The organism is Caballeronia sp. LZ033 (assembly GCF_031451265.1).
Classification (GTDB): domain Bacteria; phylum Pseudomonadota; class Gammaproteobacteria; order Burkholderiales; family Burkholderiaceae; genus Caballeronia.
This window is the reverse complement of record NZ_JARUXQ010000004.1, coordinates 729,914-746,733: the sequence shown is the minus strand read 5'-3', so window position 1 is coordinate 746,733 and position 16,820 is coordinate 729,914. Positions and strand designations below refer to the sequence as shown.

The window sequence follows — 16,820 nt, the reverse complement described above, 5'->3', positions numbered from 1 at the left end:
GGCGGACATGCCGAACCAGCAATGTCGCACGCCCCGGTCAACGGAGCTGCGGCGACGGATGACCGTGATGGCGGGAGGCGACCATTCCATCTAAAAAGCCGTGACATCAAATCTTCCTCTAATTTGTGTTATGTAAAATTAAAGGTGGGCATGGCGGTTTGAACGACATTGAAGTCCTCACGATCGGCGTCTGGCAATGGGACCATGCGCCCTGAGGCAATAAGCGCCAAAGGCCACCGCTGCGACCCGCAGCACGAGCAAGATGAGGAAGAGAACCTCCGGGTGATCGACGAACGCGTCCACGGCCCGATCCTAAGCCATTTGCATTGCGAGTTTCCTGAGCACCGGGCCAGCATGATCGTAAAAACGACGTAATCCTGAGCACAGATAATTCAAGCCCGGTTCGCCGTCCGGGCTCCGCACGAAGCGGTTCTTCGGACACTCTCCCCAGCACAGTTTCAGATGCTTGCACTGTCGGCAGAAGGCGGGCAGCGAATCCCGTTTCGCAAAGCCGAATCGTTGCTGCTGGGAAGAAAATGCCATTTCCCCCAAGTGTGTGCGCGCAATGTTTCCAAGGGACCACTCCGGATAAACGTAATGATCGCAAGAATAGACTTCACCATCATGCTCGATGGCCAGCGCTTTGCCGCAAAACTCAGCTGATACGCAGGTCTGTGCTGGCCGTCCCGCCGTCTGCACGACAGCGGTTTCGAAGATGTTGACGAGCACGCGTCCGACGTCCTTCTTGCTCCACTCATCGAATGTTCGCGACAGAAAATAGCCCCAGTCGTCGGGATCGACCGACCAGTCGGTGACGACCGAATCGCTGTGTCCGGGACGCGCGGCATTACTCCCGATGATCGGCATCGTGTCGTCGGCCCAGTGTTGCGGCGCTACCGTGTGAAATTCCTTCGGCTCGACGCAGGGAATCAACTGGATGTATGTCGACCCGACCTCCTTGCGCAGAAACCGATAAACATCCAGTGGCCGCCTGGCGTTCACGCGGTTGACGACAGTGAGCGTGTTGAAGCTGATACCGTGAGCCTTCAGGAGTGATATTCCACGCATGACCTTGTCGAACGTCGGCTGCCCCTTTCTGTCCCGACGAAACGCGTCATGAAGCTCTCTCGGTCCATCGATGCTGATGCCCACCAGGAAATCATGTTGCTTGAGGAACCGGCACCAGTCGTCGTCAAGCAGTGTTCCGTTGGTCTGAAGGTCGTTCGAGATGCGTCTCCCTTGCGGAAGGTATTTAGTCTGCAGCGCCACTATGTTGCGAAAAAAATCGAGACCAAGCATGGTCGGCTCACCGCCTTGCCAGGAGAAAATAACCTCATCGCCATTCTGGGCCTCGATGTACTGGCGAATGTAGCGCTCGAGCATCGAGGATTCCATGCGACGGCCCCGATGCTGCTGAAGCAGATGTTCCTTGTACAGGTAATAGCAGTAGCTGCAATCGATATTGCAAGTGGATCCGATCGGCTTGGCCATCGCGTGGAAGCGGCCTTTCTGCCGCGGCGCGACGGGCTCCCCTGCGGGACGCTTGGCAATAAACTTTATCGGATACTCCGATGTGCTGTGGTCGATGGGGAGCATATGAACTCTCTGCAAGACGAATCAGGGCTTCGGCGCGGGGTAAACCATCTGCCAATCCTGCTTCATGCTGACGACAACCCACCCGCGTGTCATGGCCTCGTCCCAAGCGGTGTCTAGCCTGGCAGTAGGCGATGCGCGGTCGTAGGCGAACTCGCGCTCGGCGTCGTCATGATGAATGAGCAGCGCGAGCGTTTTACCGGGCCCGCCGGCCGTGTATTCCAGCATTTCGCGGTCACCGTCGGAGTTTCCGACCGCCAGAATCGGACGACGACCGATCGCGCGAAAAATCCCGACGGGCTTTCCTGGACCGTCGTCGATGAAATCGAAACCGGGCTCACGCATCAACACCGGCTTGCCGTCGCGTACGGCATAGCTGAGCTTTTCCTGCGTACCAACGACGTGCTCTGGCGGAATGCCGTAGGCCTGAGTCACCCACACCCGCATGAAGTCAGCCGTGCCGCCCGATACGATCCACACGGTAAAGCCGTTTGCCTTGAGCAATTGAAGCAGTTCGAGCTGCGGTTGATAGACGAGCGCGGTGTAGGGCCGATTCAGCGTGGGATGTCGTGCCTGCGCCAGCCACTGGCGAATCGCGCGATCGTAGTCGTCCGTGCTCATGCCGCTGTTGGCGACGGAGAGCAACTGAAGCAATGCACGTTTGTTTTGTCCGAGCGCGCTTGAATCGTGCGTCATCAAAGCCTTGTAAGCGGGGCTGCGCTGCCATTCCGGGTGCTGAGGCGCTGCCGCTTTCAACTGATCGATCATGAACAACAGCTGAAACGGCGCCGGTTGCTCGCTCCACAGAGTGCCGTCATTGTCGAATACAGCGATGCGCGCTTCGGGCGCAACATAGGTCGCGCTCCCTTCACGAGTGACATCAGATACGAAATCCAGAATGGCCGAGCGTGCAGCACCGTTGCGCCAGGAAGGCAGTGGGCCTGCGGATGCATCCGCGCTTGCGACTGGTTGGTCGAAGCCGGCTGCGGGCTGCGTTGCAGGGTCTTGACTGGCACACGATGTCAGCGTCACGCACAGGGCAACCACGAAGCGCAACAGGCCGCGTGACACGCTACTTGGCGGCATTGAGTGGTTGACGAGACGCATTTTCCGACACCTCCGCAGAGATCAAGCACGTTCGCACGGCTGGCCGACGCCTGTCGGCCAGCGCACACGATCTGTCAATCAGTTTCCAGTCGGGAGCGGAATTTCGAAGCCATTCTTCTGCAACTCATCACGAACATATTTGAAACGTTCATACGCGCTCAACGTGATCGGACCCGAGTATGCCTCGCTCTGAGCCTTCCTCGGCGGAAACTTCACGTACGTCTGCATTTCTTCCTTCACCGCGCCACTCAGCGCGGGAAGCGTCCAGGTATGCTCCGTGTAGTTGTTCATGAAGATGTCGTAGCGCTCCTGCGGATCCTGATACAGATCGAAAACCTGTGGAACGGTCGCCACGTAACTCTCGGGTCCCTTCCATCCAAGATTCGAATCGACCGCGAGGCCACCGGTCTTCACACCCGCATCGCCGCGGAGGTTGAACACCGCCTTGAATTGGCCGACGCGCACGGCTCCCGGCGTCAACTCGTTCTCGGTAAAGTAAAACCATGCATTACGCTTGCTCTTTCCCGTGCCGAACAGGACGGGCGACATGTCATAGCTATCGAAGATGATCGGCTTGCCATCGCGATCGTTTTTCGGTAGCTCGACGCCCGCAATGGCGGCGAAGGTCGCCATGCAATCGAGGCCTCCCAGGATGTCGTAATTTCGCGAGTGCGGCTTGATCTTGCCCGGCCACCAGGCAATAGCGGGCACGCGAGTCCCGCCTTCACGATCCGTGCCCTTCGTCCCGCGGAACGGCGTGTAGCCCGCATCGGGATAAACGTCCTGCCACGCACCGTTGTCGGTGGTGAAGAAAACGAGCGTGTTCTTGTCCAGCCCCTTCTCGCGGAGTTTGTCCAGGATGTGGCCGACTCGCGCATCGAGTTCGACGAGTGAATCCGCATACTTGGATTTCGAGAGGGATTTGCCGATGTAGTCCGGGTCCGGAAGGTTGGGCTGATGGACCTTCATGAAATTCACGTTGATGAAGAACGGCTGCCCCTTTTGAGCGGCCTCGTCGATATCGTCGAGCGCGGCCTTCTCGATGTACCGATCCACAAACGGGATGCCGACGATCCGTTTGTCAGGTTCATTCTGATATTGGCCGTTGAGCTTGAAATCTTCGTGCGCCTTCTCTCCGGCCTTGGCTGACAGCATCCCGGTTGTCACCTTGGTAAACATGTCGCGGGTAGGCTGGTCCATTTCAGGGAACCACTTCGGATCCGCGTAGGTGTACGCGTTGAGGTGGTAAAGCCCCACGTACTTCATGTCGTCATAGCCTTGTGCGTTGGGGAGCGCGTAATCGGCTTCGCCCAAATGCCACTTGCCGGTGAAATACGTATTGTAGTGAGCGAGCTTCAGCACTGAAGCAAGCGTCCACTCCGCATGCGGCAAGCCGCCGCCCTGTCCCTGGAACGCGACAGTGGTCATGCCGCTGCGGTTGGGGTTGCGCCCCGTCTGAAGGGCTGCACGGCCCGGCGTGCAGCTCGGCTGTCCGTAGAAGTCGAAAAAGGTGATGCCTTCATCAGCCATTCTGTCGAGGTTGGGCGTGGGAATTCCACGCCCTTCCCCGCTGCCATATACCCCCAGATCACCCCATCCCACATCGTCGCCAACAATCAAGACGATGTTCGGACGGGACGACTGTTGGGTATCGGACTGCGCCTGCGCATTGACCGCAAGGCCGAGAAGGCCTGCCGTGGCGAGAACGAATGGGGCTCGCACGACCGGCTTGGCGAGACTCGTGAGTCTTGTGGAAAATCGCATGAAAGATCCCCCAGCGATCATTCGATGGCTAGTCGATATTCAATGTCACGGCCGCTGGCGCATAGCCGTATTGAGCGCCGCCAGCAGGTCCTGTCCTAGAAACGGCTTGATGATCAACGCGTATTGCCCGACTGCAGAGAGCTCCCGCTGCGTGGCGGGTCCGTCAAAAGCCGTGATGAAAATCACGGGCGGTCGTGGTTCCGCAAGCGCCAGATAGAACGAAGGTCCGGACAGTCGTGGCAGTTGTATGTCAAGGATGAGGCATTTGGCGGCCATTGCATGCCGTCGAACGTCTGCATCGTCCGCACACTCGAACGGCTTCGGATCGAAGCTTTTGGACAGCCTCAGCAACCGTTCGATCGCGCGCCGAAGTCCAGCGTCGTCCTCAATGATCACGATAAGCGGTAAGGTCTCATCCATGCGTCGGACACGGTCGTGTGCTGCACATTGTTGTGCAGACCAAGGAACGTGACCATTGGGGTTCGGGGCAAAAATCATTGCCCCTTGGGGCAATGCACGCCGCGCCGGCATTGGGCGGGACCGACGAGGCTCAAGCACCAGGCGAAGCCGCTTGTTCACGATGGGAGTCGTTGTTCAAACGTAGTCCGAGCACTCCTCATCCATGCCGTGACGGGCCGGGCCAACCAGAAATCGGGTGAGACAATGAGCTCGATAAATTCGGCGTTCGCCAGAATCAGGAAGGAGTTCGCCAAGGCTCCGTCGGCGACAATCTCGCTCTTGTCATTCAACCTTGATGAATGCGCTGGTCGCACTCGTCATTCGCTATCTGTAGCGGCTGTACTTCGTGCGCTCGGTCGCGGCAATCTCAAGACGATGATTTTCGGCTGCCATCAGCGGTCCCGCTCGTCATGACTGGACGAATCTGCAATGTCCTGCTCCCGGACGATGCCGTGGAGGCAAAGCGTGGCCGCACCGGGGTTATGCGAGGAAGCCAGATGGAGAAGACCGAGCCACCCCGCCCTCCCGGTGCCGCTGACACGCGTCCCTGATGCGCTTCGACGATGGATCGCACAATCGATAGTCCAAGCCCCATCCCATGCGGCTTGGTGGTATAGAACGGCTCGAAAAGCGTGTCGCTCAAGACGTGACCGAATCCAGAACCTCGATCGGTCACGGTGAACTCCACTCCCTCAGGAAGGAGGACCGTGCTGATGGACAAGATTCGGTGTGCGGACTCCGTGTCGGCCATGGCATCCATGCCGTTCAGACTCAGGTTCAGAAGGACCTGTTGAAGCTGGACTTCATCGGCCAGGACCTCGCCACCGAACGCCTTCAGATCGACGTCGAGGACGATTCCTCGGCGCGTTGCCTCGGGTTTGATCAACGACAAGGTACTCTCGATGACCTCGTCCAAGGTGATCGTATGGAACGACACAGTCTGCTTTTGCAAGAGCATGCGTAACCGTTGAACCACTTCATTGGCACGCAGCGCATCACGCTTCATATCGGACAGGATCTCCTGGAGCTCATTGTGATCCAGGTGAGCCGCCCCGACCAGCAACTCTGCCGCCTCAGCGTTACTCAGAATAGCGCTCAAGGGTTGCCCGACTTCGTGTGCAATGGATGCACTCAGCTCGCCCACGGTCGCGAATCGCGCGGCGCGAGCGAGTTCACCGCGCCGCGCAGTTGCGTCCGCTTCAGCGAGACGTCGGCTGCGACGTTGCGCGAGCAACGCGAGGATCGTGATCGCCTGGATCACCAGAACACTCGACAGGCTCAGGATGGCCGCACGATATTCGCGAAACATCGACCGGGGCGCATTCACCAGAATACAATCGGGCGGCAACGCGGACGTTGACAGCCCGTAGCGTTCGATCTGGCTGACATCCGCGGTGCATCTCGCCGGCAATGGCTGGAACAAGAGCCCGCTCAAATTCCCTCCGTTATGCAGAATCGCGCGTGCCGCATCACCCGTCAGGCGGCCGTTTTCCTCGAGATCGTACATCGCACCCGCCGTGATTCCGGCATTGACGTACGTCGAATACCAGGCGTAGATGGGTGCGCGCGATGCGTGAGCCATGGGCGCAACAAGTTGTACCGGAAAGTAGCGATGCCCAAGACGGTCGCGGTACGTGGTCGTGTAGACGACGGCGGTGTGGCGATCGAGCGCGGAAAGACGGGCTTGCAACTCGCTTGGCGGCAGCCCGATCCAGGCGGCTACGTCGGTCCAGTGTGGACGTGTCGCGGCCGCCTTGACCACTCTGTCGACCATGCTGGTATCGACCTCCGTCACTCCGCCCACCACGATGAGTCGATGCGCATCGGGCTGGAGTCGCTCCGCCACGGCGAGGGTCTGTGCGGCGTCGATGCGAAAAGGCAGATAGGCAAAATCTGTCGGAAGGAGTCGACCCGTGAACCACTCTTGGGGAACACTCGACAGCAAAACGGGTACGCCTGGCCATATGCGGGCATGGTTGGCTAACGCGAAATCTGCCGCGGGTTTTCCCAGAACGATGACGAGATCGATGCGCTGAGCCCGGTATTTCTTTTGCAAAAGCGCAAGAAATTCGGGTGCGATGTTCTCCGCGCCAAAGCGAAATCCATCGATGGCATCGAGGAACACTTCGGCGCCCCGCGGAGAAGACGCTTCCAGCACGGATCGGATCGCCCGGATCTGCACGAGTGCCGCAGGCTGGATCGGATCGGCGCCGGTCAGCAAGACGACGCGCGCGGGCTCGGCACCGGGAGCGGCAATCGGCGCCAGCGCGCAGACGGTCAAGGAAAGCCAGACGACGAGGTTCGGAACGCAACGTGACGATGTCTTGCGCATGGAAATGCGTCGTCGAATGGTGCAGGCGGGGCGCACCTGCACCACATGGGCACAGACGCCCACTGGGTGTAAGCGCGCCTTCATCAGAGCCTGCTCAGGCTGCAGGTTGATTTCGGTGATCTGCAAAGCGGCGACATCGTCGAGTTCACCCTGCAACCGCCGGCCATCAAGCGCCCTCGGCGCGACGGACGAGCTCGACCAAGGACGTCGCGCCGAACTGTCGCATCAGGCTTGCTCGAGAGGACTTGATTGTCCGCTCTGACAACTTGAGCTCTGCAGCAATTTCCTTGTTCCGCTTGCCCTTCAAGATGCCGTTGAGGACAGACTGCTCGCGATCCAGGAGCGCGGGCTTATCGACGCTCGCTGCTTGCGCCGGGACTGTCCCGTGTGTACCAAGCGCAGTTTGAATGGCGTCCAGCAGCGTTTGCCGATCGAATGGCTTGAGGAGAAAGTCAATCGCGCCGGATTTCATCGCCCGAACGGTGCGCGGCACATCGCTGTATGCACTCATGAAGACGATCGGCAATGCATGATGTTGACGCAGGATGGCCTGTTGGACTTCAAGCCCGTCGGGCCCACCGAGTTCGAGGTCAAGCAGGATGCATCCCGCTTTCGAATCGGACGCGCTCACCAGGAATTCACCCGCGGAGCCATAATTTCTGACCACGTAGCCCGAGCACGACAACATGCGTGTAAGCGCTCGACGAAAGGAAATGTCGTCCTCGACCACGTGAATGACCGGTTCCAGAACACTGTCCACGTCGTTCCCCCTTTGAGAGCTGATCTGGATGCTGCTCGGCTCTACCAATACAGCAGTTTTGCGATTTCGGGTTGACAAAGCATTCATACGAATCGGATAGGCCTTTTCTGTCGATTCCTCTGGCGATTGACCAGAACTGCACAGAAACATTGCCTGTCCAACCATCAAGGCGCAGATGGCATTGCCCGCGCATGACACTTCCAACGCGGCTTCGCGCGAGAAGCAAGTGTCCTGACCATTGGTAGGCGTTTTATGGCATCAGAAAGCGAAGCCTTGTCGGGCCGAGGGTGATCCAGCCTGGATGCGCACACAGATCAGTCGCCCTCCGGTTCGTCGAGCCAGAATTGAAGCGTGACTCATTGGTCCCCTGCGACCTGGATCTGAGTGACGCCATGCCGAGAACCGCGAGCATGCAATACAGCGCGCTGGCGCCCAGCATCATGACGATGCCTTCCATCGTCGAATCGAGCGCGACCTCCACCACGCCTGTGCGTTCATGTCGGGGTGCAGCGGGAATTTTTTCAACCCACCGGACGGCGGCTAGCTTCTGCTCAGGAACAGTTCGGCCACGACCGAGCGAAGCCACCGATTGCCCGCCTCATGATGATATTTCGCGTGCCAATGTTGTCGCACCGCGAACTTGTCCACCGGAAAGGGACACGCATGAACCGCGATGTCATTCACTCTCGCGAGTGTCTCGCCGATATTTCGCGGCAACGTAGCGATAAGATCCGTCGACTTGATGATCGATCCCAGTCCGAGCATGCCTGGCAGTTCCAGCACGACATCGCGCTCGATAGCCTCGCGTAACAACGCTTGTTCCAGCAATTGCGCGCCCGTGCCGGCCGCGATGATCACGTGCCCTTCGTTGCAATATTGCTTGAGCGTCAGCCTGGCGCGCACGCGAGGATGGTGCGGATTGGCGAGGCATACCCAATCCTGCATGTACAACTGCTGCTGGTACATGCCGGCTCCAAGCCATGGAACATGCCCTATCGCAAGATCGGCTTCACCGGATTCGAGCGCCCGTTCCGTATTCCCGTCGATCCTTGCCGCTTCCAGCCGAATATCGGGAGCCTGGGCCCGAACATGCGCCAGCAGACGCGGAAGAAGCGTGATGTGACTGGCATCGGTCATGCAGATCCGGAAGCGCCGCTTGGCCGTGGCGGGATCGAAGGAGATTTCCCAGGCGGCAAAGCGGCGCAGCGACTCCAGGATTTCCCTGCACGGTCCGATCAATGCATCCGCCTGAGGCGTCGGCGTCATGCCGCCTGGCGTGCGGACGAACAGCGGATCCTGCAAATGCTCACGCAGACGCCCCAGCCAGATGCTCACCGTGGGCTGGCTCTGGCCGAGTTGTTCCGCCGCCCGTGTGACGCTTCGCACGTCATACAGCAGGTCGAACAATTGCAGCAGTTTCAGGTCAGGGAGTTCGGAAAGGCTCATCACGGTATTGCCTGTCGCAATGCTCTCATTGTAACCATTGCATTGCGCGTGCGGGTTCAAACTCTTATCGTGAGCCCACGCGTTCCCTATCCTCTCCCCATTTGATTCCTTACGCTTCAGCAGCGCCCGGAGGCACGCATGATCACCGGCAATACAGCCATCATCGCCCACATCGAATTTCCAACGCATAGCTTTAAGGCGCCAATGATCTACAACCCGTGGTTCGATCACGCCGGCATCGACGCTGTTGTCGTGCCGATGGGTTGCAGGCCCGAGCCCTTCCCTGCCTTCTGAAGTCTGTCTCGGTTCAGGCACGCGGCTGCCGCTTCCAGATGGGCTCGGACATGCCGAGGACGATTTCCTGCGCGCTGGACTGCTGCGCCGATGGGTTACGAGGCTGCGGCACGGCGCTCGTCATCGAGCCGCTCAACCGGAAGGAGTCGACGCTCGTCAACAGCGTCGCCGGCGCCGCCCGGCTTGTGAACGTGCTGAATCGACCGGAAGTTCGTGCGCTCGCGGATTTCTGTCACATGGACGAAGAGGCGGAACCGCTCGGGCGGGGTTTGCGAACATGGGCCGTCGCTGGCGCATATTCACCTCGCCGATACGGGGCGACTCAATCCGGGAACGGGATCATACGACTATCCGACGTTCTTCGGCCACCTCAAGGCGGCCGGCTATGACGGGCTGCTCAGCAGCGAGTGCGGCATCGAAGGTGATCCGGTCGCATCGATGCGGGACAGCACGGCGTGTCTTCGCCGTGCCTGGACCGACGCGCGATACGCGTGAAGGCCTGACGGTGAGGACCGGCCGTGTCAGCAAGCCGCCGACACGGCCGCGCGAAGCCCAAGCGAATAGCTTTCGATACCGAAGCCGCAAATCTGCCCCTTCACCACTTCGGCGAAAACCGACTTGTGCCTGAATGCTTCGCGCGCGTGGATATTCGACATGTGAATCTCGATCACGGGCACGGTCAGGATGGCAAGCGCATCCCGGATGCCGTAGCTGTAATGCGTCCACGCGCCGGCGTTGATGAGCACGCCATCGACGTGATCGACGAAAGCCTGATGGATGCGTTGGCACATGTCCCCTTCGCTGTTCGTCTGATAACTTTCGACCGCAACGCCCAGCTCCCGGCCGAGCCGGTGCAGTTGAGCATCGATATCCTCGAGCGTCGCCGTTCCGTATTGAACGGGATCCCGCTTGCCGAACATGTTGTGGTTGATGCCATGCAGCATGAGAAAGGTTTTCATCGTTTCATCCAGCTTGATGTTGATATCTTCGAGTCGGATCAGCTGCGCTTCTGCCAGCCTTCCGGGCCCGCGTGAATCGCCCACATGGAAATCAGGTTGAACACGATGCCCACCGCAACGATGGGCCAGGTTGCGCCGCCGGTCTCGGCCTGGATCAAGGTCGCGGCAAACGGCGCACTGCTGCCGATGACCACGGCAAGGTTATAGGCCACGGCCGAACCGCGATAGCGGAACTCGGTCGGGAAGGCCTCGGCGAAATAGGCGGGCTGTACGCCGGCATGAAACTGCGCCGCGCACAAAAGAAACACGATGGCGACGCCCATGAGGACGATGTGTCCGCTCGATATCAGCGGGAAGAAAACGATGAAGGCGGCCAGCATCGAACGCGATCCGACCAGCATGGCGCGACGGCGTCCGAGACGATCGCACAAGACGCCGCCGAGACCCATCGCGAACATCGAGCAAAGATGCGCGACGATCAGAATGGCGAAGGCCGTCTGCTTCGATACACCGAGCTTCGTCGTGGCATACGAAAGGATGAACACGGTCGCAATGAAGTAGGCAATGGAGACGGCTGCCCAGACGAACGTGAGGCGCAGGATCGTTGCTCCGTGCTTTGCAAATCCGCCCGCCGGTTGCGAGTGTCCCGTGCGCTTCCTCTTCATCTCCGCTTCGAACGCGGGCGTCTCGGAGATGCGCATCCGGATGAACAAGCCGATGGCCACCAGCAGGAAGCTGAACAGGAACGGAATGCGCCAGCCGAATTGCAGGAACTGGTCATTCGTGACGAGCGCGGCAACGCCGAACAGCACGGCATTGGCCAGCACCTGTGCGAGCGGCGATCCCATGGCGATGAAGGAACTGTAGAAACCGCGCCGGTCCGTCGGTGCATGTTCCATCGTGAGCAACTGGCTGCCCGTGACCTCGCCGCCGAGTGCGAAGCCCTGCATGAAGCGCAGCGTGACCAGCGCAACCGGCGCGAGCACGCCAATGGATGCATAAGTGGGCAGTATGCCGATCAGGAAGGAGCAAATGCCCATCAGCAGAAACGTGAAGACCAGCATGTTCCTGCGGCCGACTCGATCGCCAAAGTAGCCGCAGGTCAGCCCTCCGAGCGGACGCGCGATGAAGCCCACGGAGAAGGTCGCGAAGGCTGCGAGGGATGCGGTCGTCGGATCGGTCTTCGAGAAGAACAGTTGCGGCAACACGGTGGCGGCAATGGCCCCGTAAGCCGCAAAATCCAGCCATTCCAGCGCGGACCCGGCGATGCTGCTGAGTGCCGCGCGGTTCGCCATCTGCTTTTCGTCGGCGTGCTCCATGGGAACGGCGCGGTCGCCGTTGATTGCGTGTTCTTGCGGTGTCAAGTGCATCTCCTGGAAAGTGGTATCGGCCCGCTTCTCCGAGCGGTTCGATGAAAGCTTCAGTGCCCGGTCCAGTGCGGCGGGCGTTTGTCCGCGAACGCCTTCGGGCCTTCGCGAGCGTCGTCGCTGGCGAGCATGCGCTGCGCGAGCGGATAGTCCTCGTGCATGGTCGAGGCAAGGCTGGCCTGCGCGAGGCTCATCAACATGACCTGCTTCGATGCCTGGATGGCGAGCGGCGCGCACGCGAGAATGTCGTCGGCAAGCGCCCGCGTCCGGGCCATCAACTGCGCTGCGGGCACGACCTCGTTGATCAGCCCGACGCGTCTCGCCTCATCGGCGGAAATGCGTTTGCCGGTCAGCACCAGCGCCATGGCGTCCTTCATGCCGATCTGTCTCGGCAAGCGCTGCAGCAAGCCGCCGCCCAGCGCCGCCAGACCGACGCGTGGTTCCGGCAAGCCGAATTGCGCATGATCGGACGCGACCGCGATATCGCATGCCGCGAGAATCTCCATGCCGCCGCCGAGGCACAGGCCGTTTACGGCGGCAATCAGCGGCTTCCACAAGTCGAAGCGATGCGTGATGCCCGCGAATCCCGTCGACGGCTTCGTGTGGTCTCCCGTTGCATCGAGCGCTTTCAGATCCGTGCCGACACAAAACGCCCGCTCGCCCGCGCCAGTCACGATCGCCACGCGCAAGGCGGGATCCGCGGCGTAGCGGTCGAAGGCATCGGCCAGTTCGCGGTGAGCATCGGGATGCAGCGAGTTGAGGACCTCGGGCCGGTCGAGGGTCAGCGTCAGCAACGGCCCTGCCACTTCATAGCGGCAATAGCAATACGTTTCAGGTTGCATTCGAAGTTTCCTCGCACGCGTCAGTTCAACGGAACGGTCAGCCGGTCGATGACCGCGCGCGTCTCCGGGCGAACGCCTCGCCACCACGTGAAGGCTTCGGCCGCCTGCTCGACCAGCATGCCGACGCCATCCGCGATGCCTTGCACGCCCGCATCGCGCGCGAGCCGCAGGAAGGGCGTGAGACCTTTGCCGTAGGCGAGTTCATAGGCCGTGCCGTGGGGGCTGAAGACGCTCTGAGGAACAGGCGGCAACTGCCCGGTCAGGCTTGCGGATGTGGCATTGACGACAAGATCGAAAGGGCCCATCGACTCCAGTTCCGCATAGCCGCATGCTGTCAACGAATCGCCTGACGCAAGCTGTTCGACGAGTGACGTTGCCTTGTCCAAATGTCGGTTGGCGATAACGAGCTGCGCCGGGCGCGCCGCCATGAATGGCAGCAACGCGCCGCGCACCGCGCCGCCTGCGCCGAGCAGCAGTACGCGCTTGCCTGCCATCGGCTGATGCAGATTGACTTCGATGTCACGCACGAGCCCGACGCCGTCGAAGTTCTCGCCGATGACGCGCCCGTGGTGAAACTTCATCGCGTTGACCGCGCCGGCGAGCGTCGCCCGTTCGCTGCGTTCATCGGCCATGGCGAACGCTTGCAGCTTGAAGGGCGCGGTGACGTTCATGCCCTTGCCACCGGCTGCAATGAAGTTCCTGACGGTCCCGGCGAAAGCCTGCGCTGGTTCGGGCGGCCCCTCGATCGCAACGTAAGTCAGGTCCTGCCCGGTCTCCTGCGCGAAGAGCCCGTGGATCAGCGGAGACTTCGTGTGCCCGATCGGATTGCCGATGACCGCGTAGGAGTCACTCATGACGCGGGTCCTTTGGAGAACAGCACGCCGTCGGTCTGCATCGCGTCGATCTCGGCGGCGCTGAAGCCCAGCGATTGCGCGACTTCCGCATTGTGTTGCCCGAGATCGGGGCCGACTTCGCGAATGGAGGTATCGCAGTCGGAAAAGCGGAAAGGCAGGTTCGGCAGACGCAGCTTGCCCAGGCGCGGATGCTCCTGCTCGATCACCATGCCGCGCGCGACGATCTGCGGATCGGCGACGACTTCATCGATGCGCTGCACCTTCGCGCAGGGCACGTCCACGCTGTCGAGCAGCGCCAGAACCTCCGCGACCGAACGCGCGGCCACCCACTGCTTCACGACCGCAAGCACCGCTTCACGGTTCGCGTTGCGCCCGTTCAGGCTGTGAAACCGGCTATCGGACGCGAAGCCCGCGGGACCGCGGTGCTGCTCGACGATCGCCGCGAAGCGCTTCCATGAATCGTCGACCTGGGCGGCAATGACGAGATCGCCATCGGCCGCGCGGAACACGCCGTACAGCGTGGAAGTCGGCATGTCGTGGCCGGTCTGCTCCGGCACCACGCCCTGCATGGTGTAGCACTGGACCGCGTATTCATGCATGGAGAACAGCGTGTCATACAACGCCATGTCGATATGCTGACCGCGCCCGCTCTTCACGCGGCCCAGCAGCGCGGCGTTGATCGCGGCCACCGCGTGAATGCCGGTGTACATGTCGCCGAGCGAGATGCGCATGAGCGGCGGCGGCTCGCCCGGATTGCCGATCATCTGCATGATGCCGCTCTTCGCTTCCGCAATCAGTCCAAAGCCCGCACGATGCGCGTCCGGTCCGGTGTGTCCGTATGCCGAGATCGAGCAATAGACGAGTCCTGGGTTACGCCCGGACAACGCGGCATAACCCAGACCAAGCTTGTCCAGCGCGCCGGGCCGATAGTTCTCGATGAACACATCCGCCGAATCACAGAGACGCTCCATGAACGCCTTGCCGCGCGGATCCTTCATGTTGACGCTCACGCCGCGCTTGCCCATGTTCAGCTGCAGGAAGTAGGCGCTTTGCTGGTCGTCGAGAATGGTGGCGTGCTGGCGTCCCGCATCACCGCTGCCCGGACGTTCGACCTTGATGACTTCCGCACCGAGTGCCGCGAGACAGCGGCCCACATACGGACCCGCAAGAAAATGGCTGTAATCGACGACGCGAATACCTTCGAGAGGACGGGCTTGCATCAGTTGGCTCCCGGACGACGCGGAATCATCAGGCGATGTTCGCCGCGTTGAACGACATCGCCGTTCTGATTGATGAGCTCGGCCGGCAGGACCACGATGCCCCACTCCGGCTTGCTCTTGCTCGCCCGCATGGAGCCGACGCGGAACTTCACGTGCAGCACGTCGTTGACCTTGATCGGCAGCAGGAAGTCCCAGGTCCAGCCGAGCGACATGCCGGGCAGGAAGCGATAGTCGCTTTGCGTCTTGAGGCCATCGGCAATCGACAATCCGAACAGGCCGTGCGCCACGATCGAACCGAAATGGCTCGCGTTGGCGTAGTCCTCGTCCACATGCACCGGCGTGTGATCGCCCGTGAGGTCGGCATAGGCCAGGATGCGTGCCTTGGTGACGGTGTAGGTCGGGCTCGCGCATTCGTCGCCTTCCTGCGCGTCGTCCCAGTACTTTTCGATGATGCTCATGCTCACGCCTCCACGCGGGGATTGATTGCCAGCGCCTGAGCGACGCACGCAGCAGGTTTCGCCTGAATGAGTTCGACGGCGAGTCCGTCGGGCAGACGCAGCCAGTTGCGTCCTTGCGGCATTTCAGTGACGCCGAACGCCTGTGCGGCGGCAAGCGCCGCCTCCAGGTCTTCGCACATCACGCCGAGATGACCGAGACGGCCTTCAGGTCCTTCGAAGCGCGGCTCGTGGATGAATTGCAAACCGCCCAGGGTCCAGTACTGACGTGGTTCTTCGCGCGTGCCATCGACCTCGCGCATCGTCATGCCGAGGACGTCCTCGAAGAAGCAGATATGCCAGTGAATGTCCTTCACCCAGATGGCAACGTGCTCCAGATATGCTTTCGGAACGCTCATGCCAAGGCTCCTTGTTTCTGACCATCGGTCATCGCGCGCTCGATGCCCTTGATGCAGGCAACGAGCGTCGAGTTCACCGGCGTCGGCACGCCGAGGCGTTCGCCCCAACGCACTACCGCGCCATTGATGAAGTCGATTTCGGTGACCGACGACTTTTCGAGGCTTTGCAGCATCGAGGTCTTGAATTCCGGCGAGAGTCCTTCAGCGGCCATGTTCCAGGCATCTTCGGCTTGCTCGATGGACAGCCTGACGCCGGCGGCCTTGGCGGCGGCCATCGCTTCCTCGATGGCGGCGATGGAAGTCGCCTTCAGCACGGGCTCGTCGTAGAGCTGCCCGTACGTGAGACGGGTAATGCCCGTGATCGCGCCGGTCGCCACGTTGATCAGCAGCTTGTCCCACATCGTGCCGAGAATGTTGTCGCTGACCGTGGTCGTCAGGCCCGCGCTGTTGAATGCTTCCGCGATTGCCTGTGCGCGGCTCGTGATCCGGCCATCCAGTTCGCCGATGATCGTGAGCTTCCCGGTCACGCCCGACTGGATATGCCCTGGCGCCCGCAACACGCCGCCGACATAGGTCTTGCCGGCAAGCACGCGCTCACGGCCGACAATCCCGCTCAGCACGTCTTCGTGACCCAGGCCGTTCTGCAAGGACAGCACGACCGTTTCCGGCCCCACGAGGTCGAGCGCGCCGCGCATCGCGGCGTCGGTGTGAAAGGACTTGACCAGCACGATCACGACATCGACCGGGCCGACTTCCGCCGGATCCATCGTGGCGCGCACCTTGACGCGACGCGTGCCGCGCTCGTCATCCACTTGCAGGCCGTCGCGCGACATGGCCTCGACGTGCGCCGCAAACCGGTCCACCAGCCAGGTCTCGTGGCCGCCTTCCGTCAGCGCCGAGCCGATCGCGCAGCCCAGGGCGCCGGCTCCGAGAAATGCAATCTTCATGAATGTCTCCTTGAATGGAGACG

The 16,820-nt window shown here is 60.9% G+C and carries 17 protein-coding genes and 1 pseudogene; 2 read left to right on the top strand and 16 right to left on the bottom strand.

Annotated elements, in window-relative coordinates:
* Positions 1–312: 312 nt before the first annotated feature.
* The 7 genes from QCE62_RS30640 to QCE62_RS30610 all read right to left on the bottom strand — a co-directional run bounded on the left by QCE62_RS30640 (position 313) and on the right by QCE62_RS30610 (position 9,461).
* Positions 313–1,596 carry an anaerobic sulfatase maturase gene (locus QCE62_RS30640; protein ID WP_309926360.1) on the bottom strand — a complete coding sequence of 428 codons (1,284 nt, stop codon included), beginning with the start codon at positions 1,594–1,596 and terminating at the stop codon, positions 313–315.
* A gap of 21 nt (positions 1,597–1,617) precedes the next feature.
* On the bottom strand, positions 1,618–2,700 hold the full coding sequence (locus QCE62_RS30635) for an HAD family hydrolase (RefSeq protein ID WP_309926358.1): 1,083 nt from the start codon (positions 2,698–2,700) through the stop codon (positions 1,618–1,620).
* 78 nt (positions 2,701–2,778) lie between these two features.
* On the bottom strand, positions 2,779–4,464 hold the full coding sequence (locus QCE62_RS30630) for an arylsulfatase (RefSeq protein ID WP_309926355.1): 1,686 nt from the start codon (positions 4,462–4,464) through the stop codon (positions 2,779–2,781).
* Between the two features lie 45 nt (positions 4,465–4,509).
* Positions 4,510–4,884, bottom strand: a complete 375-nt coding sequence (locus QCE62_RS30625; protein ID WP_309926353.1) for a response regulator — start codon at positions 4,882–4,884, stop codon at positions 4,510–4,512.
* A 406-nt stretch (positions 4,885–5,290) separates the two neighbouring features.
* Entirely contained in the window at positions 5,291–7,411 is a 2,121-nt protein-coding gene (locus QCE62_RS30620; RefSeq protein ID WP_309926351.1) for an ATP-binding protein, read from the bottom strand.
* 10 nt (positions 7,412–7,421) lie between these two features.
* Complete coding sequence (locus QCE62_RS30615; protein ID WP_309926349.1) at positions 7,422–8,015, bottom strand: response regulator; 594 nt, start codon at positions 8,013–8,015, stop codon at positions 7,422–7,424.
* Positions 8,016–8,555: 540 nt separating this feature from the next.
* Complete coding sequence (locus tag QCE62_RS30610) at positions 8,556–9,461, bottom strand: LysR family transcriptional regulator (protein WP_309927512.1); 906 nt, start codon at positions 9,459–9,461, stop codon at positions 8,556–8,558.
* A 138-nt stretch (positions 9,462–9,599) separates the two neighbouring features.
* Here QCE62_RS30610 and QCE62_RS30605 point away from each other — a divergent pair.
* Positions 9,600–9,752 (top strand): annotated as a pseudogene (locus tag QCE62_RS30605) (shikimate dehydrogenase); the annotation flags it as partial.
* Between the two features lie 16 nt (positions 9,753–9,768).
* Here the strand turns inward: QCE62_RS30605 and QCE62_RS30600 are convergent.
* A complete protein-coding gene (locus QCE62_RS30600) occupies positions 9,769–9,915 on the bottom strand; it encodes a hypothetical protein (protein ID WP_309926347.1) in 147 nt (48 codons plus the stop codon).
* Between the two features lie 53 nt (positions 9,916–9,968).
* Here QCE62_RS30600 and QCE62_RS30595 point away from each other — a divergent pair, with 53 nt between their 5' ends.
* Positions 9,969–10,250, top strand: coding sequence for a TIM barrel protein (locus QCE62_RS30595; RefSeq protein ID WP_309926345.1), 282 nt, complete (start codon positions 9,969–9,971; stop codon positions 10,248–10,250).
* A gap of 26 nt (positions 10,251–10,276) precedes the next feature.
* Here the strand turns inward: QCE62_RS30595 and aroQ are convergent, their stop codons facing one another.
* Genes aroQ through QCE62_RS30555 form a run of 8 tightly spaced genes read right to left on the bottom strand, consistent with a single transcriptional unit; the run spans position 10,277 to position 16,797 of the window.
* The gene (aroQ, locus tag QCE62_RS30590; protein WP_309926342.1) at positions 10,277–10,714 is read right to left on the bottom strand and encodes a type II 3-dehydroquinate dehydratase; all 438 of its coding nucleotides are present in this window, start codon (positions 10,712–10,714) and stop codon (positions 10,277–10,279) included.
* Positions 10,715–10,752: 38 nt separating this feature from the next.
* Positions 10,753–12,078: an MFS transporter gene (locus QCE62_RS30585; RefSeq protein WP_309926339.1), complete on the bottom strand. Its 1,326-nt coding sequence runs from the start codon at positions 12,076–12,078 to the stop codon at positions 10,753–10,755.
* 56 nt (positions 12,079–12,134) lie between these two features.
* Positions 12,135–12,923 (bottom strand): enoyl-CoA hydratase-related protein, encoded by a 789-nt coding sequence (locus QCE62_RS30580; RefSeq protein WP_309926336.1) that lies wholly within the window; start codon positions 12,921–12,923, stop codon positions 12,135–12,137.
* Positions 12,924–12,943: 20 nt separating this feature from the next.
* Positions 12,944–13,777 (bottom strand): shikimate dehydrogenase, encoded by an 834-nt coding sequence (gene aroE, locus QCE62_RS30575; RefSeq protein WP_309926334.1) that lies wholly within the window; start codon positions 13,775–13,777, stop codon positions 12,944–12,946.
* Positions 13,774–14,997 carry a CoA transferase gene (locus QCE62_RS30570; RefSeq protein WP_309926333.1) on the bottom strand — a complete coding sequence of 408 codons (1,224 nt, stop codon included), beginning with the start codon at positions 14,995–14,997 and terminating at the stop codon, positions 13,774–13,776. Before QCE62_RS30570 ends, aroE begins: the two co-directional genes overlap by 4 nt.
* On the bottom strand, positions 14,997–15,455 hold the full coding sequence (locus tag QCE62_RS30565) for a MaoC family dehydratase (RefSeq protein WP_309926331.1): 459 nt from the start codon (positions 15,453–15,455) through the stop codon (positions 14,997–14,999). The genes QCE62_RS30570 and QCE62_RS30565 overlap by 1 nt, the downstream gene beginning before the upstream one ends.
* A 2-nt stretch (positions 15,456–15,457) precedes the next feature.
* Positions 15,458–15,850, bottom strand: coding sequence for a VOC family protein (locus QCE62_RS30560; RefSeq protein WP_309926329.1), 393 nt, complete (start codon positions 15,848–15,850; stop codon positions 15,458–15,460).
* Entirely contained in the window at positions 15,847–16,797 is a 951-nt protein-coding gene (locus QCE62_RS30555) for a ketopantoate reductase family protein (protein ID WP_309926328.1), read from the bottom strand. Before QCE62_RS30555 ends, QCE62_RS30560 begins: the two co-directional genes overlap by 4 nt.
* Positions 16,798–16,820: the final 23 nt, after the last annotated feature.